This is a genomic window from Variovorax sp. P4_B10 (assembly GCF_056402375.1).
This window is the reverse complement of sequence record NZ_JBFUHN010000049.1, coordinates 23855-44657: the sequence shown is the minus strand read 5'-3', so window position 1 is coordinate 44657 and position 20803 is coordinate 23855. Positions and strand designations below refer to the sequence as shown.

Here is a 20803-nt window from a genome sequence, read left to right as displayed (position 1 = left end):
ATGAAATGACCCGCCCCGTCGCGGGAAAGCCAAACATGGCACGATGCCCCTCTTCTTTTTCTGTGCCAGGAGACTTCAGCGATGTTGAGCAAAGCCATCCGTATCGACCGCCATGGCGGCCCCGAAGAACTGAAGATCGTGGACGTCGAGGTCGGCGACCCCGGCCCCGGCGAAATCCGCATCCGCCACCAGGCCGTGGGCCTGAACTTCATCGACACCTACCAGCGCAGCGGGCTCTACCCGTTCCAGATGCCGCTGCAGCTCGGCATGGAAGCCTCGGGCGTGATCGAGGCGGTGGGCGAAGGCGTGACGCACCTGCAGCCCGGCGACCGTGCCGCCTATGCCAGCGGACCGCCCGGCGCCTACAGCGAACTGCGCGTGATGCCGGCCAAGAACGTGTGCAAGCTGCCCGACGCCATCTCCTTCGAGACCGGCGCGGCCATGATGCTCAAGGGCCTGACGACGCAGTACCTGCTGAAGAAGACGCTGCCGGCCGAAGGCCTGCAGCCCGGCGACTTCATCCTGTTCCATGCAGCCGCCGGCGGTGTCGGCCTGATCGCCTGCCAGTGGGCCAAGGCGCTGGGCCTGCAGCTGATCGGCACGGCGGGCAGCGACGCCAAGTGCAAGCTCGCGCTCGAATACGGCGCGGCGCATGCCATCAACTACAGCACCGAGAATTTCGCGGCCCGCGTGAAGGAGATCACCGGCGGCAAGGGCGTGAAGGTGGTGTACGACTCGGTGGGCAAGGACACCTACGAGGGGTCGATCGACTGCCTGCGGCCGTTCGGCCTGCTGGCCATCTTCGGCAACGGCTCGGGTCCGGTGCCGCCGATCAACCTCGGCACGCTGGCCTCCAAGGGCTCGCTCTACGTGACCCGGCCGACGCTGTTCACCCACATCGCTACGCGCGAGAGCACGCAGGCGATGGCCGACGACCTGTTCGCGGTGGTGCAGAGCGGCGCGGTGAAGATCCCGATCGACCAGCGCTATGCACTGGCCGACGTGCAGCAGGCCCACCGCGACCTGGAAGCGCGCAAGACCACGGGCTGCACGATCCTCACGCTCTGAGGACGCGGGCGGCACGGCCGGTTTTGGCCTGCCCGCGGTGGGTGTCATGCCTTCGACTTGTGCCGGGTGCAATTTGCAGGCTGCGACAACGCTCGAAGGCCTGCTGTCATGTCCACCGTCCGAACATTCATCGTTGAAGACAACCTCGCCATCCGCAAGAACCTGATGGATGCCTTGCGGGAGGTGGCGCGGGTCGATCCGGTCGGACAGGCGGAGTCGGAGGCCGAAGGCACGCGCTGGCTGTTGCGCAATCTGTCGCAATGGGACCTGGCCATCGTCGACCTGTTTCTCAAGGAGGGGACCGGGTTGCGCGTGCTCGAAGCCTGCCGCCACCGCGGTCCGGCGCAGAAGATGGTGGTGCTCAGCAACTACGCCACGCCGGAGATGCGGCGCAAGTGCGAGCAGCTCGGCGCCGATGCGGTGTTCGACAAGGCGACGGAGATCGACGACCTCATCGACTATTGCCTGCGCTGCCGTCAGGCGCGGTTCAGTTCGCCCGCCGCACACTGAGGCGGGGCCATTCTTGCGTCGATCGGCAGCGATGCCGGACTTCGCCGAAAATCCCCCTTGGCGCGAGGAGCACGCGCCGGGCTCCGCAAATTGGCGACGAGATTCATGCGCGGACATCACAACCCATCTGCTGAATCCGCCGCGCGGCTGCGCCGTGCGGCGCTCCGGTCCCCGTCATGTCCCGCTCTCGCTTTCTGCCCGACAACTTCACGTTCGCGCTTCTCTCGGTCGTCACCCTTGCAAGCCTGCTGCCGGCGAGCGGGGCTCCGGCACGGCTTTTCGAAGTTCTCACGACGGCGGCCATCGGCATGCTGTTCTTCCTGCACGGCGCCAAGCTGTCGCGCGAGGCCATCCTGAACGGCATCACGCACTGGCGGCTGCACCTGCTGGTGTTCGGCAGCACCTTCGTGCTGTTCCCCCTGCTGGGGCTGGCGCTCAAGCCGCTGCTCTTGCCGCTGGTGACGCCGGAGCTCTACACCGGCGTGCTGTACCTCTGCGTGCTGCCTGCCACGGTGCAGTCGGCCATCGCGTTCACGGCGATGGCGCGGGGCAATCTGCCTGCGGCCATTTGCAGTGCTTCGGCGTCGACATTGCTGGGGGTGTTCATCACGCCCGTGCTGGTCAATCTTGTCGTGCTGCCGAACGGTGGGCATGCGAGCTCGTCGCTGGGGTCGATCGGGCGCATCCTGCTGCAGCTGCTGGTGCCGTTCGTGGTGGGGCATTTGCTGCGGCCCTGGATCGGGAAGTGGATTCAGCGGCGTGCTTCGGTCTTGAAGTTCGTGGATCAGGGGTCGATCCTGCTGGTCGTCTACACGGCCTTCAGCGCGGCCGTGATCGAGGGGTTGTGGCGGCAGGTGCCTGCGCACGCGCTGGTCGGATTGCTGGTGGTGTGCGCGGTGGTGCTGGGGTTGGCGCTGAGCCTCACGACGCTGGCGGCGCGCAAGCTGGGATTCGATACGGCGGACGAGATCACGATCGTCTTCTGCGGCTCCAAGAAAAGCCTGGCCAGCGGGATTCCGATGGCGAAGGTCTTGTTTGCTTCACATGCCGTGGGCGCCATCGTGCTGCCGCTGATGTTGTTTCACCAGATGCAGCTGATGGTGTGTGCCGTGCTGGCGCAGCGGTATGCGCGGCGAGGGGCCGGCGCGGGGGCCTCCCGCTTGAAGACCGCCGAGTAGTTCAGCCCTCGATCTTCCCCAGCCGGGATTCCCTCAACCGGCTCGGCGCCAATGCCCCGGCCGATTCAAGAATCGGATAGGCGATCGAACAGATGTGCGAATTGATCCGCTTCAGATCGCTGATCAGATCGATGTGCAAAGAGCTCGTCTCGATGCTCAGGGTCGTGCGGTCCGAAAGCCGGTCCAGATGCGTCGTCGCATAGGCCCGCTCCAGATCCCGGAACCGCACCTTTTCTTCCAGCAGCTTCTGCGCATCCCGCACATTGCCGTTCAGGAAGACGCTCATGCTGAGCCGCAGATTGGCAACGAGCCGCCCATGCAGCTCGACGATCTCCGCCATCCCGGCCTGCGAGAAATTGCGCTGCGGCTTGATCTTCTTGTCCTCGATGTCGATGATCACGCGCTCGATGATGTCGCCGATTTGCTCCATGTTGATCGTGAAGCTGATGATGTCCGTCCAGCGCCGGCTTTCCTCTTCGCCCAGTGCCTCGCGCGAGATGCGCGTCATGTAGTACTTGATGGCCGAATACAGCGAGTCCACCGTGTCGTCGAGCTGCCGGAGCTCCTGCGCCAGCCGCAGGTCGTTGTGGCGGATCACGTCGAGCGTGCCGATCAGCATGGTCTCCACGATGTCGGCCTGGTGCAGCGCCTCGCGCGCTGCATTCGAAATCGCGAGCGAGGGGGTCGAGAGCGCCGAAGGATCGAGGTGATGCGGCCGGCTGGTGCCTGCCGGCTGCTGCGGCACCGGCAGCAGCTTCGTCACGAGCTTCGCGACCCATTGCGTGAGGCCGATGAAGCCGATGCTGATCACGATGTTGAAGGCCAGGTGGAACAGCACCACGCCATGCGTCTGGTTCGGCAGCTCCGGCTGCACGTAGCGGATCCACAGTCCCACGAAAGGCGCGACGAGGGCCACGCCCAGTGCCTTGAAGAGCAGGTTGCCCACCGTGACCTGCCGCACCGACACGACCGACTTGGCCGTGGTCAGCACCGCGAGCAGGCCGCTGCCGAGGTTGGCGCCAAGCACCAGGCCGAGCGCGACGTCCAGCGGCACCACATTCGAGGTCGCCATGGCCGCGACCAGCAGCACGACCGCGAGGCTCGAATAGGCCACGATGGCCAGTACCGCGCCGATGGTGATCTCGAGCAGCACGTCGCTGTTGATCGATGCCAGCAGGGCCCGGATGGCGGGCGCGGAAAAGAGCGGCTCCGTGGCTTCCACCACCAGCTGCAGCGCGAGCAGCATCAGCCCGAGCCCGATCAGCACCCGGCCCACCCGTCCCGCCACGGTGGCCGAGCGCGTGATGAACAGCACCACCCCCACGAAGATGAACATCGGCGAGAGCCATGACAAGTCCGCCGAGAACAGCACCGAGATCAGCGCCGTGCCCACGTCGGCCCCGCGCATCACCGCCAGCGCCGCCGGCAGCGTGACCAGGCCCTGCCCGACGAAGGACGAGGTCATCAGCGAAGTGGCGGTGCTCGACTGCACGAGCGCCGTGACGCCGATGCCCGAAAGYGCAGCCGTGAAGCGGTTGCGCATGCTCTGCACGAGGATCTTGCGCAGGTTGGCGCCGAACACGCGCAGCACACCCGTGCGAACCAGGTGGGTGCCCCACACCAGCAGTGCGACTGCTGCCAGCAGATTCAGGAGATGCTTCATGGGGGCCGGGTTCTGTCCTTTTCGTTTTGGTTCGCTTTGACCCCCATTTTCCACAAGTGGCGGCTTAGGGCCTGTTTACCCTACGCAAGGGGTCGCGTTGCTTCGCAAAGGGGCTGGGTGCAAGGCGCCCGTGCGCAGCAAGGCTAGAGCCTTGCAAGCGCGGGCAACGCCGCAGACAGCCCCTTTGCGAAGCAACCCGAAGGGAAGCTCGCCACAGCCCGCCCCTCGGCGTTGCGCTCCTTGTGCGTGCGGACGCACGCACGGCGTCACGCGCCTTGATGGGCGGGCTGTGGCGAGCTTCGCGACCCCTTGCGTAGGGTAAACAGGCCCTAATCGATCAGCGCCCCGTTATCGTGGAAGGGGTAAGGGCCTTCGAAGCGGCCCGAGGCCGCCAGATGGGTGACGAGGCGGCCGCTTCGCGGGGACCAGGCATGCACGCGAAACGCCGGCGGCTCCAGCGTCCACGCCGAGGGCGCGTCGGGGGCCAGGTCGAGGCAGACCTGGTGTGCCGGGGCCGGCGAGGTCGACGCGATGGTGCCGCCGAAGCGCACGTCGATGGCGCGGTGCAGGTGGCCGCAGATCACGCGTTCGACGTTCCCGTAGCGGGCGATCAGCGCTTCGAGCGCATCGGCGCCTTGCAGCAGGCCGATCTCGTCCATGTGGCCGATCAGCGTCGTGAAGGGCGGGTGGTGCAGGGCGAGCACGACCGGCTCGTTGCGGCAGGCGTCGAGCTGGGCTTCGAGCCAGCCCAGGCGCTTCTCGCACAGCGTGCCATGGCTGGCGCCCGGCACGCAGGTGTCGAGCGTGATCAGCCGCAGCGCGCCGACCCGCACCGAATACTGGATGAAGCCCGCCGTGTCGTCGCCCGTGCCGAGATAGGCGTGATCGGGAAAGCTCCGGCGCAACTGGTCGCGCTCGTCGTGGTTGCCGGGCATCAGGTAGACCGGCATGGTCAGCGGGGCCAGCAGGCGCGCCAGGTGCTCGTACTCGGCGGCGCGCCCGAAGTCGGTCAGGTCGCCGGTGATCACCACTGCATCGGGCTGCTGCGGCAGGGCGAGCACCGACTGCACCGCCTGCTGGAGATAGGGCGCGGTGTCGATGCGGCCATAGGCCAGGCGGCCCGGCTCGCGGATGTGCAGGTCGGTCAGCTGGACCAGGAAGGTGTCTGGGGTCGTTGTCGTCATGCGCTGGGCTCCTGCGACGTCATGAGCCGATCGGGGTGGACGCGAAGGCCGACCGGATCGCCCGGTCCGAAGGGGTTGTCGCGTCCCACGTCGGCCACCAGCATGGGCTGGTCTTTCACGCGCAACTGGAGCTGCACGCGGTCGCCGAGGAAGGTGCGGCGTTCGACGGTGGCGGTGCCCCAATCGGGCCGGGGCGCGCTCACTTCGACGTCTTCGGGCCGTACCAACAGCATCGCATGGCTCTGCCAGGCGGGTGGGCAAGGCAGGGCGCTTCCCCCGAGTCGGACAACGCCCTGTGCGATGGCCTCGGCCGCGCGCTCGAGCCCGTTGACCCGTCCGAGGAACTCCGCGACGAAGGGATGGGCCGGCGCGCGGTACAGGTCTTCGCCCCGGCCCACCTGCACGATGCGGCCGGCACGCATCACTGCCAGCCGGTCGGCGATGGCGAGGGCTTCCTGCTGGTCGTGCGTCACGTGGATGGCGGTGATGTGCAGGCGGCGCAGCAGTTCGGCGAGCTCGTCGCGCAGCGACTCCTTGAGCTTCGCGTCGAGCGCGGCCAGGGGTTCGTCGAGCAGCAGCACGCGCGGGCGAACGGCCACGGCGCGCGCCAGGGCCACGCGCTGGCGCTGGCCGCCCGAAAGCTCGGCGGGGCGTTTGTTCTCGAGTCCACCGAGGCGCACGAGGTCGACCAGTTCGCCCACGGCGCGCTTTTCCTCCTCTGGCGCCACACCGCGGATGCGGAGGCCATAGCCGATGTTGGCCGCTACCGTCATCTGCGGAAAGAGCGCATAGCTCTGGAACACCATGCCCACGCCGCGATGCTCGACCGGGCGCTGCGTCACGTCCTGGTCGCCGAACACGATGCGGCTGCCTTCGTCGGGCGCTTCGAGCCCCGCAATCAGGCGCAGCAGCGTGGTCTTGCCGCAGCCCGAGGGGCCGAGCAGCGCCAGCACCTCGCCGGCCTCGACCTTCAGGTCGGTGGGTTGCAGGCCGCGCGTGCCGTCGGCGTAGGTTTTGGCGCAGTTCGTGATGTCGATGGGGATGCGTTCAAGTTCCATGGCGTTTCTGCATCAGGTTGGCAAGGTACTGCAGGCCCCACAGCACCGGGAGGATCACAGCGAAGAAGACCAGGGTGTAGGCCGAGCCGATCTCGATGCGCATCGAGGCGTAGCTGTCGGCCAGGCCCACGGGCAGGGTGCGGGTGAGCGGCGTGTGCAGCATCCAGGTGAGGTTGAACTCGCCCACCGAGAGCGTGAACACCATCAGGCTGCCGGCCACGATGGCGGGAAACACGGCGGGCACGAGGATGCCCATGAAGCGCTGGCGGAAGTTGGCGCCGAGCGAACGCGCAGCTTCCTCGAGCGCGAGCAGGTCGTCGCGCTGGAAGGCCGAACTCACCGTGCGCACCATGAACGGCAGCGTGAAGATCATGTGGCCCACGAGGATGAAGGCGAAGCTCTGGCGGAAGGCGGTGAGTTGTCCGTAGGCCAGGATCAGTGCGAGTGCTGTCGCGAGGCCCGGCACTGCGACCGGCAGCGTCAGCAGTTCTTCGAAGATGCGCGCGGCCCGCGAACGGCTGCGCGCCAGCGCATAGGCGCAGGGCACGCCCAGCAGCACCGTGCCGGCCACGCAGGCCAGCGCCAGTGCGAGCGACCAGCCGACCGTGCCGCCGTAGTTCTCCCACACCTCGCCGAGCCAGCGCAGCGTGAGGCCGCTTTTCAGGCCGGTGCTGTAGTTGTTGACCAGCCCCGCCATCACCGACAGCAGCATCGGCGCAATCATGAAGAGGCTGACCCCCACGGTGACGGCCAGCAGGAAGGGCGCCTTGGGTTGCGTGTTCTTTCGCATGGGTGGTCCTTCCTCAGCGTGCCACCGGGTTCGCCCCGAAGCGCCGCGCGACGAACAGCACCAGCCAGGTCACGATGCCCAGCGCGATCGACAGCGATGCGGCGAGTGCGAAGTTGGCGTAGTTGGTGAACTCGTTGTAGATGGTGATCGGGATCACCTCGAACTTGCTGGCCAGCGTGAAGGCGGTGCCGAAGGCGCCCATCGAGGTGGCGAACAGGATCGCGCCGCAGGCCAGGGTGGTGGGCGCCAGCTCGGGCATCCACACGTCGCGCGCCACGCGCAGCCGCGAGGCGCCGAGCGAACGGGCCGCCTCTTCGAGCTGCACGTTCATTGCCTCGGCCGCGGCGGCGTAGGTGGCGATGGCGCGCGGCAAGGAGAAGTACAGGTACGCCAGGAACAGGCCGAGCAGGCCGTAGGCGAAGGTGATGCGTTCGCCGATCAGGCTGTCGCTCAGGTCCGCCACCAGCCCTTGCCGCCCGCCGAGCAGGATGACGAAGAAGCCGATGATCACGCCCGGGAACGACAGGGGCAGCGTGAGCAGCGACAGCAGCACGCGCTTGCCCATGAAGGCATGGCGCGCARGGTAGATGCCCACCGCCGCGCCCAGCACCAGCGTCGAGAGCGTCACGGCCACCGACAGCGCGACCGTGTTGGCCATGCTCGTCAGGTAGCGCGAGTCGGTCAGGACCGCGAAGTAGGTGGCCCAGCCTTTCTCGGCCGGCAGCGCGAGCAGGCGCACCACCGGCAGCAGCCAGAAGGCCGCGAAGAAGGCGGCTGCGGGTGCCACGCACGCCAGCAGGCGCCATCGTGGGTTCCAGGCGTTGGCGGACTTCATCTCGGTTTTCCGTCTTGCGTTGTTGCGTTGCGGGTTGCTTGTGTTCGGGGCGCTCTTGTTCGAGGCGCTCTTGTTCGGGGCGCGTGCACAGGACACCGGGTRCTCCCCTCCGCGAATGTCCCCCGCTTCGCTCCTCCTTTATTTCGCTGCGGGGAGCACCCGGTGCCCTGTGCACGATGGACGCTGCSSTTGTGCGAGCCGATCAACGACTGCGCTGAGCGATCACGCTGGCGGTGTGCTCTGCGCAGCGAAATAAAGGAGGAGGCMTGCGGCCCTAGGCCGCGCCGGGGGACATTCGCGGAGCAGAGCACACCGTCGGCGTGAKCGCGCCCTGAACGAGGCACGTCACGCACGACGCGAAGAATCGAAAAGCAAAGTCTCATCCGAGGGCCTACTCAGCGCACCTCTTTGAGGTAGCGATCGGAAAATGCGCGCTGCGCTTCGGCCATGCGACCGTAGTCCACGCTCTTGGCACGCGCGTATTCGCTCGCCGGCAGGAACTGTGCTTCGATGTCTTTAGGCATCGCGTTCGCGCGCACCGGCCGGAGATACGCCTTGGCCCAGATCGCCTGGCCTTCGTCGGACAGCACGAAGTCGAGCACCTTCTTCGCGTCGGCCGAATGCGGCGCCTTGGCGACCAGGCTCATCACGTAGGGAACGACCAGCGTGCCTTCGCTCGGGATGACGAAGGCGACGTTGGCCTTGTCCTTGTACTTGGCTCGGTAGGCGTTGAAGTCGTAGTCGAGCAGGATCGCGATCTCGCCCGACAGCACGCGCGCGTAGGAGGTCTGCTTCGGCACGATGGGCTCGTTCTTCTGCAGTGCCTTGAAGTAGTCGATGCCCGGCGTGAAGTTGTCGAGCGTGCCGCCGCGTGCCTGGTTGACGGCCACCGCGCCCACGTAGCCGACGAAGGCCGATGCGGGGTCGAGGTAACCGATCAGGCCCTTGTACTCGGGCTTGAGCAGGTCGGCCCACGACTTCGGAATCGGCTTGCCCTTGAGTGCATCGACGTTGACCATGAAGCCGAGGGTGCCGGAGTGGATGGTGAACCAGTTGCCGGCCGGGTCCTTGAGGCCGTCGGGAATGTCGCTCCACGCGGCCGGCTTGTAGGGCTCGACCACGCCGTCCTTGGCGGCCTGCACCGCGAAGGTCACGCCGAGGTAGGTCACGTCGGCCACGGGGCTCGCCTTCTCGGCGACGAGCTGCGCGAGCGACTGGCCCGAGTTCTTGTTGTCGGCCGGCACGGTGACGCCGGTCTTGGCCTTGATGGCCTTGAGCTGCGTGCCCCAGTCGGCCCACTCGGTGGGGCAGTTGTAGCAAATGGCGGTCTGGGCCATGGCGCTGCCTGCAGCAACGAGCGTGGCGGCGAGCAGGCCGAGGCGGGCCATGCGGGAGAGGCGGAGGGACATGAAGGAACTCCTTGGATGGATGAGGACGGAAAACAGGAAGGAGGTCAGGGAGCGGCGGCTGCGCATGACTCGCCGTCGCGGAAGAAACAGGGCAGCAGCAGGCTCGCGTCGGCCTGCAGCGTGGTGCCGCCGGCCATCGCCTGGATCAGCAGTTCGACGCTGTGGCGGCCGATGTCGCTGTTGGGCTGTGCGATGGTGGTGAGGGCCGGCGTCAGGTCTTCGCCGAGCGCGATGCCGTCGAAACCGATCACGCTGAGGTCGTCGGGCACGCAGAGGCCGCTGAGGTGCGCGGCGCGGATGCTGCGGATGGCGAGCAGGTCGTTGGAGCAGACCAGGGCGGTGGGGCGGGCGTCTGCCTGCAGCACATTCGAGAGCGCATCGACCGCGCTTTCGACAAACGGCACCTCGATGAGCGGTGGGGCCTCGAGCCCGGCATCGGCCATGCCCTTCTGGTAGCCGCGAAAGCGTTGCTGCGCGCGGTCGGAGGCTGCCAGCGTGCCGCTGACCATCGCGATACGGCGATGGCCCAGCAGCACGAGGCGCGCCACCGCATCGGCCACGGCGGCTTCGCCATCGACGGTGACGCAGGGATGCCCGGGGTGCCGGTTGTAGGCGAGCACATAGGGCGTGCCGGTGGTGCGCAGCCGGGCGAGCGCCGCCGAGGTGGACGGATTGGAGACCACGAGGATCAGTCCGTCGACATTGCCGGCGAGCAGCAGATGGACCGCACGCTCTTCCTCGTCGAGCCGGTAGCCCGTGGTGACGGGAATGATCGCGTAGCCACCGGCGATGGCTGCACGCGCGATGCCCTGCAGGCACTCGGCGAAGGTCGGGTTCAGCAGCGTTGGCAGCACCACGCCCAATGCACGGCTGCGCTGGGTGCGCAAGGTGCGTGCGCTCGCGTTGGGAACGTAGTCGAGTTCGCGCGCCACGCGCTCCACCAGTTCCCGCGTGGCCGGGGTGACCTTGTCGGGGAAATTGAAGGCCCGCGACACGGTGGCCACGGAGACCCCGGCCTTGGCTGCGACGGATTGAATGCTCATCGTGCGGTGTTCATGTAATCGATTACATTGAACCGCCGCAGTATGACTTTGTTATGACATCGCGAGAAAGCGGGAGAAACCCTTGGGGCTTTTGTGAGGGTGGCAGACCCAAAGAAGAAGGGGCCCCGTGGGCCCCTTGAGAAAACTTACTTGCCCCGGCGAACCCGCCGGATCTCGTCCAGGATCAAGCAGATAGCGCCGAGCGTGATGGCACTGTCCGCAGCATTGAATGCCGGGAAGTACCAGTTGCCGGCGTGGAAGCTCAGAAAGTCCACGACATAGCCGTGCATCATCCGGTCGATCACATTCCCGATGGCCCCACCCAGGATGCAAGCCATCGAGAACGAAAAGAGCTTCTGCCCCGCATGCGACTTCAGCATCCAGACGATGAACAGCGCAGCCGCCACGCCGATCGCCGTGAAGAACCAGCGCTGCCACCCCGAGTGATCGGCCAGGAACGAGAAGGCAGCGCCCGTGTTGTGCGCCCGCACGACATTGAAGAAGCTGGTGACGTAGGTCGCGTCACCGAGCTTGTAGTAGCCCAGGATCAGCGTCTTGGTGAACTGGTCGATGATCACGATGATCACCGCCAACCCGAGCCAGGGCCAGATGCCGAGGCTCCCACCACGCGAACGCGATGCCGACGCGGAACGTGCGGCCGCCATCAGGCAAAGCTCCTCGATTCGCCGGCGCCGAACAGGTTGCTCGTGCAACGCCCGCAGATCGTCGGGTGTGCCGGGTCATGGCCCACGTCGTCGCGGTAGTGCCAGCAACGCTCGCACTTCTGCGCCGTACTGGGCACCACCGCGGTAGACAGCGTCTCGCCCGCGGCCAGCTCGATGGCGGAGGCGATGAAGACGAACTTGAGGTCTTCACCCAGCGTGTTCAGCAGCGCAAAGTCGCCGGCCGGTGCGCTGAGCCTCAGGTTGGCCTGCAGCGACGAGCCGACCCTGCCCTCGGCACGCACGGCCTCGATGTCCTTGTTGACCACGTCGCGGATCTCGCGGATGCGGCCCCACTTCGCCAGCAAGGCTTCGTCGGGCGCGGCGAACTGGCTGTACGTCTGCGCGAAGATCGATTCGCCCGGCTTGCCGGTGCTCACGAACTTCCAGGCTTCCTCGGCCGTGAAGCTGAGGAACGGCGCCATCCAGCGCAGCATGGCTTGCGAGATGTGCCAGAGCGCCGTCTGGGCGCTGCGACGGGCAAGCGAGCCCGGCGCCGTGGTGTAGAGGCGGTCCTTCAGGATGTCGAGGTAGAAGCCGCCCAGGTCTTCCGAGCAGTAGATCTGCAGCTTGGCCACCACCGGATGGAACTCGTACACCTTGTAGTGCGCGAGGATCTCGGCCTGGAACTGCGACGCGCGGGCCAGTGCATAGCGGTCGATCTCGAGCAGCTGGTCGAGCGGCACGGCGTCCTTCGCGATGTCGAAGTCGCTGGTGTTCGCGAGCAGGAAGCGCAGCGTGTTGCGGATGCGGCGGTACGAGTCGACCACCCGCGCGAGGATCTTGTCGTCGCCCGCGATGTCGCCCGAGTAGTCGCTTGCGGCCACCCAGAGGCGGATGATTTCCGCACCCAGCTTGCTGCTGATCTCCTGCGGGTCGATGCCGTTCTTGAGCGACTTGCTCATCTTGATGCCCTTGGCATCCACCGTGAAGCCGTGCGTGAGCAGGCCCCGGTACGGCGCGCGGTCTTCCAGCGCGCAGGCGATCAGGAGCGACGAGTGGAACCACCCGCGATGCTGGTCGTGGCCTTCGAGGTACAGGTCGGCTTCCGGACCCGTCTCGTGGTGCACGTTGGGGTGCGTGCCGCGCAGCACGTGATAGAAGGTCGAGCCCGAGTCGAACCACACCTCGAGGATGTCGGTGCTCTTGGTGTAGTGCGGCGCATCCTCGGCGCCGAGGATCTCTTCGACCGTGACGCGGCTCCAGGCCTCGATGCCGCCCTTCTCGACGATGTCGGCGGCCTGGTCGAGGATTTCCATCGTGCGCGGATGCAGTTCGCCCGAATCCTTGTGCAGGAAGAACGGGATCGGCACGCCCCAGCTGCGCTGGCGGCTGATGCACCAGTCGGGCCGGCCGGCGATCATGTCGTGCAGGCGCGCCTTGCCGTTCTCGGGGTAGAAGCTGGTCTCCTCGATGGCGTCGAGTGCGGTCTGGCGCAGCGACTTGGGCGCCTTGTCCTTGGTGAACACGCCTTCACCCTCGTCCATGCGGATGAACCACTGGGCCGCAGCGCGGTAGATCACCGGCGTCTTGTGGCGCCAGCAGTGCGGGTAGCTGTGGGTGATGGCCTCGGTGGCCAGCAGGCGATTGGCATCGCGCAGCGCGGCGATGATCACCGGCACGGCCTTCCAGATGTTCTGGCCGCCGAAGAGCGGGAAGTCGGGCGCGTAGCTGCCGTTGCCCYGCACCGGGTTCAGGATGTCGTCGTAGGCCACGCCGTGGGCGATGCAGGAGTTGAAGTCGTCCACGCCGTAGGCGGGCGAGGAGTGGACGAGGCCCGTGCCGTCGGTGGCGGTGGCGTAGTCGGCCAGGTACACCGGCGACAGGCGCTTGTAGCCTGCGTCGACGTCGTACAGCGGGTGCTCGAACTCCAGGCCGCCGAGCTTCTCGCCCTTGACCGTGGCCAGCACCTTGCCGTCGAGCGCATAGCGCGTCATGCACATCTCGACCAGCGAATTGGCCAGGATCAGCAGGCCGCGCTCGGTGTCGACCAGCGAGTACTCGATCTCCGGGTTGAGGTTGATCGCCTGGTTGGCCGGGATGGTCCACGCGGTGGTGGTCCAGATCACGGCGAAGATGTCGCCGAGGATCGTGTGGTCGGTCTCGAAGGCCTTGAGCACCTTCTCGCGCTCGTGCGCCTTGAAGGCCACGTCGAGGGTCTGGCTCTTCTTGTCGGCGTATTCGATCTCGAACTCGGCCAGCGACGAGCCGCAGTCGAAGCACCAGTACACGGGCTTCAGGCCGCGGTACACGAAGCCGCGCTCGATCACGCGCTTGAACGCGCGCAGCTCGCCGGCTTCGTTCGCGAAGTCCATCGTCTTGTAGGGGTGGTCCCATTCGCCCAGCACGCCCAGGCGCTGGAAGTCGAGCATCTGCTGCGCGATCTGTTCGGTGGCGTAGGCGCGGCTCTTGGCCTGCATCTCGTCGCGGCTCAGGTTGCGGCCGTACTGCTTTTCGATGGCGTTCTCGATCGGCAGGCCGTGGCAGTCCCAGCCGGGCACGTAGAGCGCGTCGAAGCCCTCGAGCTGGCGCGCCTTGGTGATCATGTCCTTCAGGATCTTGTTCACCGCATGGCCCATGTGGATCTGGCCGTTGGCGTACGGCGGGCCGTCGTGCAGGATGAACTTGGGCGCGCCGTGACGGGCGTCGCGCAGGCGGTGATAGCGGCCTTCGTCGTTCCATTCCTTCACCCAGCCCGGTTCGCGCTTGGGCAGGTCGCCGCGCATCGGGAAGGGGGTGTCGGGCAGGTTCAGCGTGGAACGGTAATCGGTGGAGGAAGCAGCGTCAGACATGTTGGGGTGCGAAACAGGGGGCTTCGACAGGCTCGGCCCGAACTGCCCGGAAAAGGAAAAGGCGTCGGCGCGGAAGAAAAGCCGTTCGCCCTGAGCTTGTCGAAGGGCGGCAGCACGGTGCGTGCAGGGCTAAATTCGATCGCGCGTGGTCTGGCGGTGGGTTTCGGCGTGGGTCGATGCAAAGAACGCACGTGCGTCGCGCCCATCCTTGGCGATGCCCGCAGTCAGGGCCTCGAGGCTGGTGTAGCGCAATTCGTCGTGCAGTTTGTGCAGGAGTTCCACGCGGACGATTTTACCGTAGGCCCCTTCGGCGCCCAGATGCGAGGGCCACTCGAGGCAATGCGTCTCCAGCAGGACCCGGCCGGCATTGACGTCATTGGCGTCCAGCGAGGGACGCACGCCGAGGTTGGCCACGCCGGGCAATGGCTGGTCGGCCAGGCCGTGCACCAGCACCGCGAAGATGCCGCTGGCAGCCGGTTTCCAGTGCTTGAAGCGCAGGTTGAGGGTGCGGAATCCGTCGTCCCGGCCCGGGGCCGAGGCGCCCAGCGCGCGGCCGAGCTTGCGGCCATGGACCACATGACCCGAGATGGCGTAGGGCCGGCCGAGCAGGGTCTGGGCGTCGGCCATGCGGCCCTCGGCCAGCGCCTCGCGCACCGCGGAACTGGAAACGCGCAGGCCGTGAACTTCGTAGCTGTTCATGCGCGCCACGTCGAAACCGCGGGCGTCGCCGGCCGCATCGAGCATGGCGTAGTCGCCGGCCCGCTTGGCGCCGAAGCGGAAGTCGTCGCCCACCAGCACATAGCGCGCACCCAGGCCGTCCATCAGCACGTTCTGGATGAATTGCTCGGGCGACTGGGAGGCGAGCCGTCCGTCGAAGGGCAGCACGATGGTCTGCGCCACGCCGCAGGCGGCGAGCGCGCCGAGCTTGTCGCGCAGCGTGCCGATGCGCGCCGGCGCGAGGTCGGGCTTCTTGGTCAGGGYGGCGAAATAGTCGCGTGGGTGCGGCTCGAACGTCAGCACGCAACTCGGCAGCCCGCGCTGGCGGGCCTCGGTCTGCAAGAGCGCGAGCATGGCCTGGTGGCCACGGTGCACGCCGTCGAAATTCCCGATCGTGAGGGCGCAGGCCGGAGCTACGCCCGGGTGCCGGAAGCCGCGGAAAACCTGCATGGGTGGGTATCTTTTTGATAGCGCCTTTCGCCCGTCAAATGGGCGAATCAGGCCGATTTGTCACAAAGCCGGTATATTGTGACGCAGCGCGTTGTCTGGCGTGGGTCTCCGATGCGCTCCGTGTCCCTGGTCTTTCCGTGGTTCTTCCCTTTTTGAGGAGACGTTGGTGAAGGTCTTGAAGCTGTCGGCCCAAGGGCTGCCCCAGTCATGGATATCGCTCGAACAGGCGGTGATCCACTATGCGGCGGATGAAGTTCGCTGGGAAGTGGGCGCGCAGGTGGCGGTGTTTCGCGGGGGCCACAACGCCATCACGGGGGAGCAGTCGCAGATTGCGATCAACAGCATCATCGGCACCAAGGGCGTGCCACGCATCAATCCCTTCACCCAGCGTCCGGGGCTCACCAACAGCAAGCTGTTCTCGCGCGACCGCAACGTCTGCGCTTATTGCGGTGGTCATTTCCATGAAGAAGAGCTCACGCGCGAACACATCATCCCGTTTGCCCAGAAGGGCATCGACACCTGGATGAACGTGGTCACGGCCTGCAAGCCGTGCAACCACCGCAAGAGCAGTCGCACGCCCGAGCAGGCGAACATGCCGCTGCTGTATGCGCCCTATGTGCCCAGCCTCTGGGAAGATTTCATCCTGCGAAACCGCCGCATCCTGGCGGACCAGATGGAATTCCTGATGGCTCATTTGCCGCAGAGTTCGCGGCTGCACGATACCTAGCGCTTCCAGTCCGGCGGGCGTTTTTCGATGAAGGCCTGAACGCCTTCCAGCGCGCTTTCGTCCATCATGTTGCAGGCCATGGTCTGGCTGGCATCGGCCAGCGCGGCCTCGATGCCGGTTTCGAGCTGGCGGTAGAACAGTGCCTTGCCGAGCGCGAGCGCCTTGCGGGGCTTGGCGACGATGCTGGCGACCAGCGCTTCGACCGCAGTGTCGAGTTCGGCAGGCGCTGCCACCCGATTGACCAGGCCCTTCTCCCGGGCTTCCTGTGCGCTGATGAATTCGCCGGTCACCAGCATCTCGAAGGCCTCCTTGCGTCCGAGGTTGCGCGACAGCGTGACGCTTGGCGTCGCGCAGAACAGCCCCACGTTGACGCCACTGACCGCAAAGCGGGCCTCGCTCGAGGCCACGGCCAGATCGCAGACCGCGACCAGCTGGCAGCCCGCTGCGGTCGCGATGCCGTGCACACGCGCGATCACGGGCACCGGAAGGCGCTGGATCGACAGCATCATCGCGCCGCAGCGCTCGAAGAGTTGCCGGTAGTAGCCCAGCGAGGGCTCGGCGCGCATCTCCTTCAGGTCGTGGCCCGCGCAGAAGGCCTTGCCTGCCGCCGCGACGACGACCGCGCGTGCGGTGTCGTCGGCCGCGATCTCGCCGAGCGCTTGTTCGAGCGCGCCGAGCATGCCTTCCGAGAGCGCATTGAAAGAGGCTGGGCGGTTCAGCGTCAGTCTGACCACGCCGCGCGCGTCGCGCGTCTTCAGCACGAAAGGAGAGGCCGCGTCGTTCATGCCTGCGGTCCTCAGTAGGTCAGTTCGAGCACCGTCACATGCTCCTTCGCTGCGGGCCACGTCAGGCCGGTGATGCGTTCGCCGTTGAATTCGCCGGTGACCGCGCGCTGCGGGTCGGCCGCGGCAATCCGCAGCCTCGAACTCGACACGCCCGAGCCCTTGGGCGGTACGCCGGCTGGCGGGCTCTGGCCGTCGAAGCGCATGGTGTCGCGCTGCGCATCGAAATATCCGCGGGGCCGCGTGAAGACGACGATCGAATTGGCGCCGCCATCGGCCGGCGTGACGCGCTCGGGGCGCAGGTTCACGAAGCCGCTGCTTCGCGGGAACGGGCTGCGGTAGATGTGCGTGGTGCCGTAGCCGGGCGCGCTGAGGGCGAACTCGTAGGCCGTGTCGCCGCGCGCGCTGAACGGGCCCCATCGGCCGTCTGCGCCGATGTTCTTGCTGTGCACGGCATTGCCGCGCCGCGCGCCCGTGGCCGGATCGATGGCGTAGACCGTGAGCTGCCCGCCGTTCAGCGAGAGGTTCTCCGCACCGATCGCACGGCCGTCGAGCACGACGTTCGTTTCGGCCGCGACCGCCGTGTTGCGCGGCGCCTCGCCGGTCAGGAACTGCCAGGTCGCCGCAAATGCCGCGGGCGAGAACGAGGTCTCGCGGTGATCGACGCGCGGCAGCACGACATTGGTCGCGCCCTTGAGCGCCGGCCCGTCGAAGCCGATGTTGGTCGGCTTGCCGGGCACGCCGATCCACACGCCGTCGGGCTGCGCGTACTTGTCGTTGTTGTCCGAGCGCAGCGTGAGCCACTTCACGCCGGGCGTGACCTCGTCGCCGTTCGCTCCCTTCGGCGCATTGAGTTGCTGCATGAAGCCCGAGAGGCCCGAGAACTCGTTGTTCTCGCGGAAGTCCTTCACCGCCCAGATGCCGTGCGCCGGGTTGCCGCCCAGCACCACATGGCTCACGACAGCCGCACCCCCGCCGTTCTGCACGTAGTTGCGAATGGTGTTGCCGCCGCGCGAATTGCCGAGCAGCACCACCTTGCTGGCGCCCGTGGCCTTCAGCACCTTGTCGACTTCGGCCTTCAGGAAGACCGCCGAATCGGTGGTCGAGCTGCGGCCCGGCTGGGCCACGGCATCGTCGTCGCGGGCCACCGGGTTGGGCTGGTCGACCGCAAAGAGCCGGTCGCGCGGCCAGCCATTCGATTCGAAACGCCAGATCGTGGTCTGCCAGAGCGCCGCCGAATCGCCGTTGCCGTGCATGAACACGATCGGGGGGCGTTCGGTGTACGAGGGCGTCGGGGCGGTGACGCAGGCGGTCAGCACGGCGGTGGAGGCGAGCCCTGTCATCGCGATGGCAAGGAGGGTGCGGCGGGATTGCATGTTTCGTTCCTGGCCAGGTTCCAAGTAAAAAAATGCCCGCCGGCGCAAGGCGGGCGGGCGTTGGATGCTATGGGAAAAACACCGTCAGGCGAAGACGCCCGCCGTTTCCTGCATGCGTGACGACACCTCGCCCAGGTGGTGCAGGGTGTCGCCGAAGGTCATCTCGAGCTGGGTGAGCTTGCGGAAGTAGTGGCTGCCGATGTATTCGTCCGTCACCCCGATGCCGCCGTGCAGCTGCACCGAGTTCGCGGCGACGAAGCGCATCGACGTACCCAGCTGGTACTTGGCGCGCGCCAGCGCCTGGCGCCGCTCGGCGGCCGGGGCGTTGAGCTTGAGCGTCGCGTAGTAGCTCATCGAGCGTGCGAGTTCGAGCTGCATCTTCATGTCGGCGACGCGATGGCGCAGCGCCTGGAAGGTGGAGATGGTCACGCCGAACTGCTTGCGCTGGTTCATGTAGTCGATGGTGAGGGCCACGGTCTTGTCCATCACGCCGACCGCTTCGGCGCAGGTGGCGGCAATGCCGACGTCGACCGCGTATTCGAGCGCCGCCAGGCCGTCGGCCGTGACCAGCGTGGCGTCGGCCTTGTCGAACACGACCTCGGCCGCGCGGCCGCCGTCCTGCGTGCCGTAGCCGCGGGCCTCGACGCCGCTGGCGTTGCGTTCGACCAGGAAGAGGGCGATCTTGCCGTCCACCTTGGCAGGGACCAGGAAGGCGTCGGCTTCGTCGCCCACGGGTACCACGCTCTTGGCGCCGTTCAGCGACCAGCCGTTGCCGGTCTTCACGGCGTGGGCCTCGCACACGTCGAGCCGGTAGCGCGCCTTGCGCTCCTGGTAGGCCAGCACCACGATGGCCTGGCCGCCCGCGATGCGCGGCAGCCAGTCTTCCTTGATGTTTTCCTCGGCGTAGCCGCTGAGCACGGCGCCTGCGATCAGCGTCTGCGCGAAGGGCTCCAGCACGATGCCGCGGCCCAGCTCTTCCATCACGACCATGCCGGCCACCGGGCCCATGCCCAGGCCGCCGTCGTCCTCGCCGATGTAGAGGCCGCCCAGGCCGAGTTCGGCCAGTTCGTCCCAGGCCTCGCGCGAGAAGCCGCCCTGGGCCTCGATGCCGCGGCGGCGCTCGAAGTCATAGCCCTTGTCGACCCACTTGCGAACGGCGTCGCGCAGTTGTTCCTGGTCGTCGGTGAAATTGAAATCCATGTTGTGTGTCTCCTCAGCCCAGAACCGTCTGCGCGACGATGTTGCGTTGCACTTCGTTGGAGCCGCCGTAGATGGTGGTCTTGCGCATGTTGAAGAAGGTCGATGCGAGCGGTGCGATGGCCGGGTTGCCGCCGGGGAAGTTGCCCTGCCAGCCGGCCTCCATCGCTTCGCGAATCAGCGGCAGCGAGTACGGGCCGCCGGCCAGCATCATCAGTTCGCTGTAGCGCTGCTGGATCTCGCTGCCGCGGATCTTGAGCAGGCCCGCGACGTCGAGCGAGTTCTTGCCTGAGGTGGCGGCCGAGAGCACGCGCAGCACCATCATCTCGAGCGCGACGATGTCGACTTCGAGCTTGGCGATCTCGTCGCGGAAGCGCTGGTCGTCGTAGACGCCTTCGCTCCTGGCGATGCGCTTCAAACGCTCGAGCTCGCGCTTGGCGCGGTTCACGTCGGCGATGTTGGTGCGCTCGTGCGAGAGCAGGTGCTTGGCGTAGGTCCAGCCCTTGTTCTCTTCGCCGATCAGGTTTTCGGCCGGCACTTCGACGTTGTCGAAGAACACTTCGTTCACCTCGTGGCCGCCGTCGAGCAGTTTGATCGGGCGCACCGTGACGCCGGGCGACTTCATGTCGAGCAGCAGGAAGCTGATGCCGGTCTGCGGCTTGCCTTCGTTGCTGGTGCGCACGAGGTTGAACATCCAGTCGCCATACTGGCCGAGCGTGGTCCAGGTCTTCTGGCCGTTGACGATGTACTTGTCGCCCTGGCGCTCTGCCTTGGTCTTGACCGAGGCGAGGTCGGAGCCCGAACCGGGTTCGCTGTAGCCCTGGCTCCACCAGACTTCGCCGCTGGCGATGCCGGGCAGGAAGCGCTTCTGCTGCTCGGCGTTGCCGAAGGCCATGATCACCGGGGCGACCATCACGGGGCCGAAGGGAATGATGCGCGGCGCACCGGCGAGGGCGGTTTCTTCCTCGAACAGGTGGCGCTGGATGGCGGTCCAGCCGGGGCCGCCGAATTCCTTGGGCCATCCGTAGCCGAGCCAGCCCTTCTTGCCGAGGATCTTGGCCCAGCCCTGCAGATCGTCGCGCGTCAGTTCGAGCGCGTTGTGCACCTTGTGCGAAATTTCTTTGGGAAGGTTTTCTTTGACCCAGGCGCGAACCTCTTCGCGGAACTTCTGTTCTTCGGGTGTGAAGCTCAAATCCATGCGTGCCTCGCTGTGTTGAACGGTTCACCGCAAACGCGGTGTGTCTCCGGAATTGCGAGTTTTAGCACGGTCGTGCTGCGATCCGGTGTCCGCGCCGCGACAAG

The 20803-nt window shown here is 66.6% G+C and carries 18 protein-coding genes; 4 read left to right on the top strand and 14 right to left on the bottom strand.

The genetic code is table 11. The features are described from left to right. Nucleotides 1-81 precede the first annotated feature (81 nt). The 3 genes from AC1DXX_RS21715 to AC1DXX_RS21705 all read left to right on the top strand — a co-directional run bounded on the left by AC1DXX_RS21715 (nucleotide 82) and on the right by AC1DXX_RS21705 (nucleotide 2756). On the top strand, nucleotides 82-1068 hold the full coding sequence (locus AC1DXX_RS21715) for a quinone oxidoreductase family protein (RefSeq protein ID WP_478136281.1): 987 nt from the start codon (nucleotides 82-84) through the stop codon (nucleotides 1066-1068). A gap of 108 nt (nucleotides 1069-1176) precedes the next feature. Continuing rightward, nucleotides 1177-1578 carry a response regulator transcription factor gene (locus AC1DXX_RS21710; RefSeq protein WP_478136280.1) on the top strand — a complete coding sequence of 134 codons (402 nt, stop codon included), beginning with the start codon at nucleotides 1177-1179 and terminating at the stop codon, nucleotides 1576-1578. A 176-nt stretch (nucleotides 1579-1754) separates the two neighbouring features. After that, on the top strand, nucleotides 1755-2756 hold the full coding sequence (locus AC1DXX_RS21705) for a bile acid:sodium symporter family protein (RefSeq protein ID WP_478136279.1): 1002 nt from the start codon (nucleotides 1755-1757) through the stop codon (nucleotides 2754-2756). A gap of 1 nt (nucleotide 2757) precedes the next feature. On the opposite strand, the gene AC1DXX_RS21700 is transcribed toward AC1DXX_RS21705, so the two are convergent. The 10 genes from AC1DXX_RS21700 to AC1DXX_RS21655 form a co-directional block, all read right to left on the bottom strand. Beyond that, nucleotides 2758-4419, bottom strand: coding sequence for a Na/Pi cotransporter family protein (locus AC1DXX_RS21700; RefSeq protein WP_478136278.1), 1662 nt, complete (start codon nucleotides 4417-4419; stop codon nucleotides 2758-2760). Nucleotides 4420-4748: 329 nt separating this feature from the next. Beyond that, nucleotides 4749-5603 (bottom strand): phosphodiesterase, encoded by an 855-nt coding sequence (locus AC1DXX_RS21695; protein WP_478136277.1) that lies wholly within the window; start codon nucleotides 5601-5603, stop codon nucleotides 4749-4751. Then, on the bottom strand, nucleotides 5600-6661 hold the full coding sequence (locus AC1DXX_RS21690; RefSeq protein ID WP_478136276.1) for an ABC transporter ATP-binding protein: 1062 nt from the start codon (nucleotides 6659-6661) through the stop codon (nucleotides 5600-5602). Before AC1DXX_RS21690 ends, AC1DXX_RS21695 begins: the two co-directional genes overlap by 4 nt. Continuing rightward, on the bottom strand, nucleotides 6651-7451 hold the full coding sequence (locus AC1DXX_RS21685) for an ABC transporter permease (RefSeq protein ID WP_478136275.1): 801 nt from the start codon (nucleotides 7449-7451) through the stop codon (nucleotides 6651-6653). The genes AC1DXX_RS21690 and AC1DXX_RS21685 overlap by 11 nt, the downstream gene beginning before the upstream one ends. A 13-nt stretch (nucleotides 7452-7464) precedes the next feature. Beyond that, a complete protein-coding gene (locus AC1DXX_RS21680; RefSeq protein ID WP_478136274.1) occupies nucleotides 7465-8286 on the bottom strand; it encodes an ABC transporter permease in 822 nt (273 codons plus the stop codon). Nucleotides 8287-8681: 395 nt separating this feature from the next. Then, a complete protein-coding gene (locus AC1DXX_RS21675; protein WP_478136273.1) occupies nucleotides 8682-9695 on the bottom strand; it encodes an ABC transporter substrate-binding protein in 1014 nt (337 codons plus the stop codon). A gap of 44 nt (nucleotides 9696-9739) precedes the next feature. Further along, nucleotides 9740-10738 carry a LacI family DNA-binding transcriptional regulator gene (locus AC1DXX_RS21670; protein ID WP_478136272.1) on the bottom strand — a complete coding sequence of 333 codons (999 nt, stop codon included), beginning with the start codon at nucleotides 10736-10738 and terminating at the stop codon, nucleotides 9740-9742. 146 nt (nucleotides 10739-10884) lie between these two features. Then, entirely contained in the window at nucleotides 10885-11403 is a 519-nt protein-coding gene (lspA, locus tag AC1DXX_RS21665) for a signal peptidase II (RefSeq protein ID WP_478136271.1), read from the bottom strand. Further along, a complete protein-coding gene (ileS, locus tag AC1DXX_RS21660) occupies nucleotides 11403-14252 on the bottom strand; it encodes an isoleucine--tRNA ligase (protein WP_478136270.1) in 2850 nt (949 codons plus the stop codon). The genes lspA and ileS overlap by 1 nt, the downstream gene beginning before the upstream one ends. A 129-nt stretch (nucleotides 14253-14381) precedes the next feature. After that, entirely contained in the window at nucleotides 14382-15419 is a 1038-nt protein-coding gene (locus AC1DXX_RS21655) for a bifunctional riboflavin kinase/FAD synthetase (protein WP_478136269.1), read from the bottom strand. Between the two features lie 166 nt (nucleotides 15420-15585). Between AC1DXX_RS21655 and AC1DXX_RS21650 the strand changes: the two genes are divergently transcribed. Next, nucleotides 15586-16146 carry an HNH endonuclease gene (locus tag AC1DXX_RS21650; protein ID WP_478136268.1) on the top strand — a complete coding sequence of 187 codons (561 nt, stop codon included), beginning with the start codon at nucleotides 15586-15588 and terminating at the stop codon, nucleotides 16144-16146. Here AC1DXX_RS21650 and AC1DXX_RS21645 read toward each other — a convergent pair. The 4 genes from AC1DXX_RS21645 to AC1DXX_RS21630 form a co-directional block, all read right to left on the bottom strand. After that, nucleotides 16143-16931 carry an enoyl-CoA hydratase gene (locus AC1DXX_RS21645; RefSeq protein WP_478136267.1) on the bottom strand — a complete coding sequence of 263 codons (789 nt, stop codon included), beginning with the start codon at nucleotides 16929-16931 and terminating at the stop codon, nucleotides 16143-16145. The two genes, AC1DXX_RS21650 and AC1DXX_RS21645, sit on opposite strands and share 4 nt — an antisense overlap. An 11-nt stretch (nucleotides 16932-16942) precedes the next feature. Next, complete coding sequence (locus AC1DXX_RS21640; RefSeq protein ID WP_478136266.1) at nucleotides 16943-18304, bottom strand: alpha/beta fold hydrolase; 1362 nt, start codon at nucleotides 18302-18304, stop codon at nucleotides 16943-16945. Between the two features lie 84 nt (nucleotides 18305-18388). Further along, nucleotides 18389-19504, bottom strand: a complete 1116-nt coding sequence (locus AC1DXX_RS21635; protein WP_478136265.1) for an acyl-CoA dehydrogenase family protein — start codon at nucleotides 19502-19504, stop codon at nucleotides 18389-18391. Between the two features lie 13 nt (nucleotides 19505-19517). Then, a complete protein-coding gene (locus AC1DXX_RS21630) occupies nucleotides 19518-20699 on the bottom strand; it encodes an acyl-CoA dehydrogenase family protein (protein ID WP_478136264.1) in 1182 nt (393 codons plus the stop codon). Nucleotides 20700-20803 lie beyond the last annotated feature (104 nt).

Coding starts and splice junctions, on each gene's coding strand:
- AC1DXX_RS21675 (WP_478136273.1), bottom strand. CDS start 9,695: ATGTCCCTCCGCCTCTCCCGCATGGCCCGCCTCGGCCTGCTCGCCGCC.
- AC1DXX_RS21630 (WP_478136264.1), bottom strand. CDS start 20,699: ATGGATTTGAGCTTCACACCCGAAGAACAGAAGTTCCGCGAAGAGGTT.
- AC1DXX_RS21710 (WP_478136280.1), top strand. CDS start 1,177: ATGTCCACCGTCCGAACATTCATCGTTGAAGACAACCTCGCCATCCGC.
- AC1DXX_RS21645 (WP_478136267.1), bottom strand. CDS start 16,931: ATGAACGACGCGGCCTCTCCTTTCGTGCTGAAGACGCGCGACGCGCGC.
- AC1DXX_RS21670 (WP_478136272.1), bottom strand. CDS start 10,738: ATGAGCATTCAATCCGTCGCAGCCAAGGCCGGGGTCTCCGTGGCCACC.
- AC1DXX_RS21690 (WP_478136276.1), bottom strand. CDS start 6,661: ATGGAACTTGAACGCATCCCCATCGACATCACGAACTGCGCCAAAACC.
- AC1DXX_RS21635 (WP_478136265.1), bottom strand. CDS start 19,504: ATGGATTTCAATTTCACCGACGACCAGGAACAACTGCGCGACGCCGTT.
- AC1DXX_RS21685 (WP_478136275.1), bottom strand. CDS start 7,451: ATGCGAAAGAACACGCAACCCAAGGCGCCCTTCCTGCTGGCCGTCACC.
- AC1DXX_RS21640 (WP_478136266.1), bottom strand. CDS start 18,304: ATGCAATCCCGCCGCACCCTCCTTGCCATCGCGATGACAGGGCTCGCC.
- AC1DXX_RS21705 (WP_478136279.1), top strand. CDS start 1,755: ATGTCCCGCTCTCGCTTTCTGCCCGACAACTTCACGTTCGCGCTTCTC.
- AC1DXX_RS21695 (WP_478136277.1), bottom strand. CDS start 5,603: ATGACGACAACGACCCCAGACACCTTCCTGGTCCAGCTGACCGACCTG.
- lspA (WP_478136271.1), bottom strand. CDS start 11,403: ATGGCGGCCGCACGTTCCGCGTCGGCATCGCGTTCGCGTGGTGGGAGC.
- AC1DXX_RS21715 (WP_478136281.1), top strand. CDS start 82: ATGTTGAGCAAAGCCATCCGTATCGACCGCCATGGCGGCCCCGAAGAA.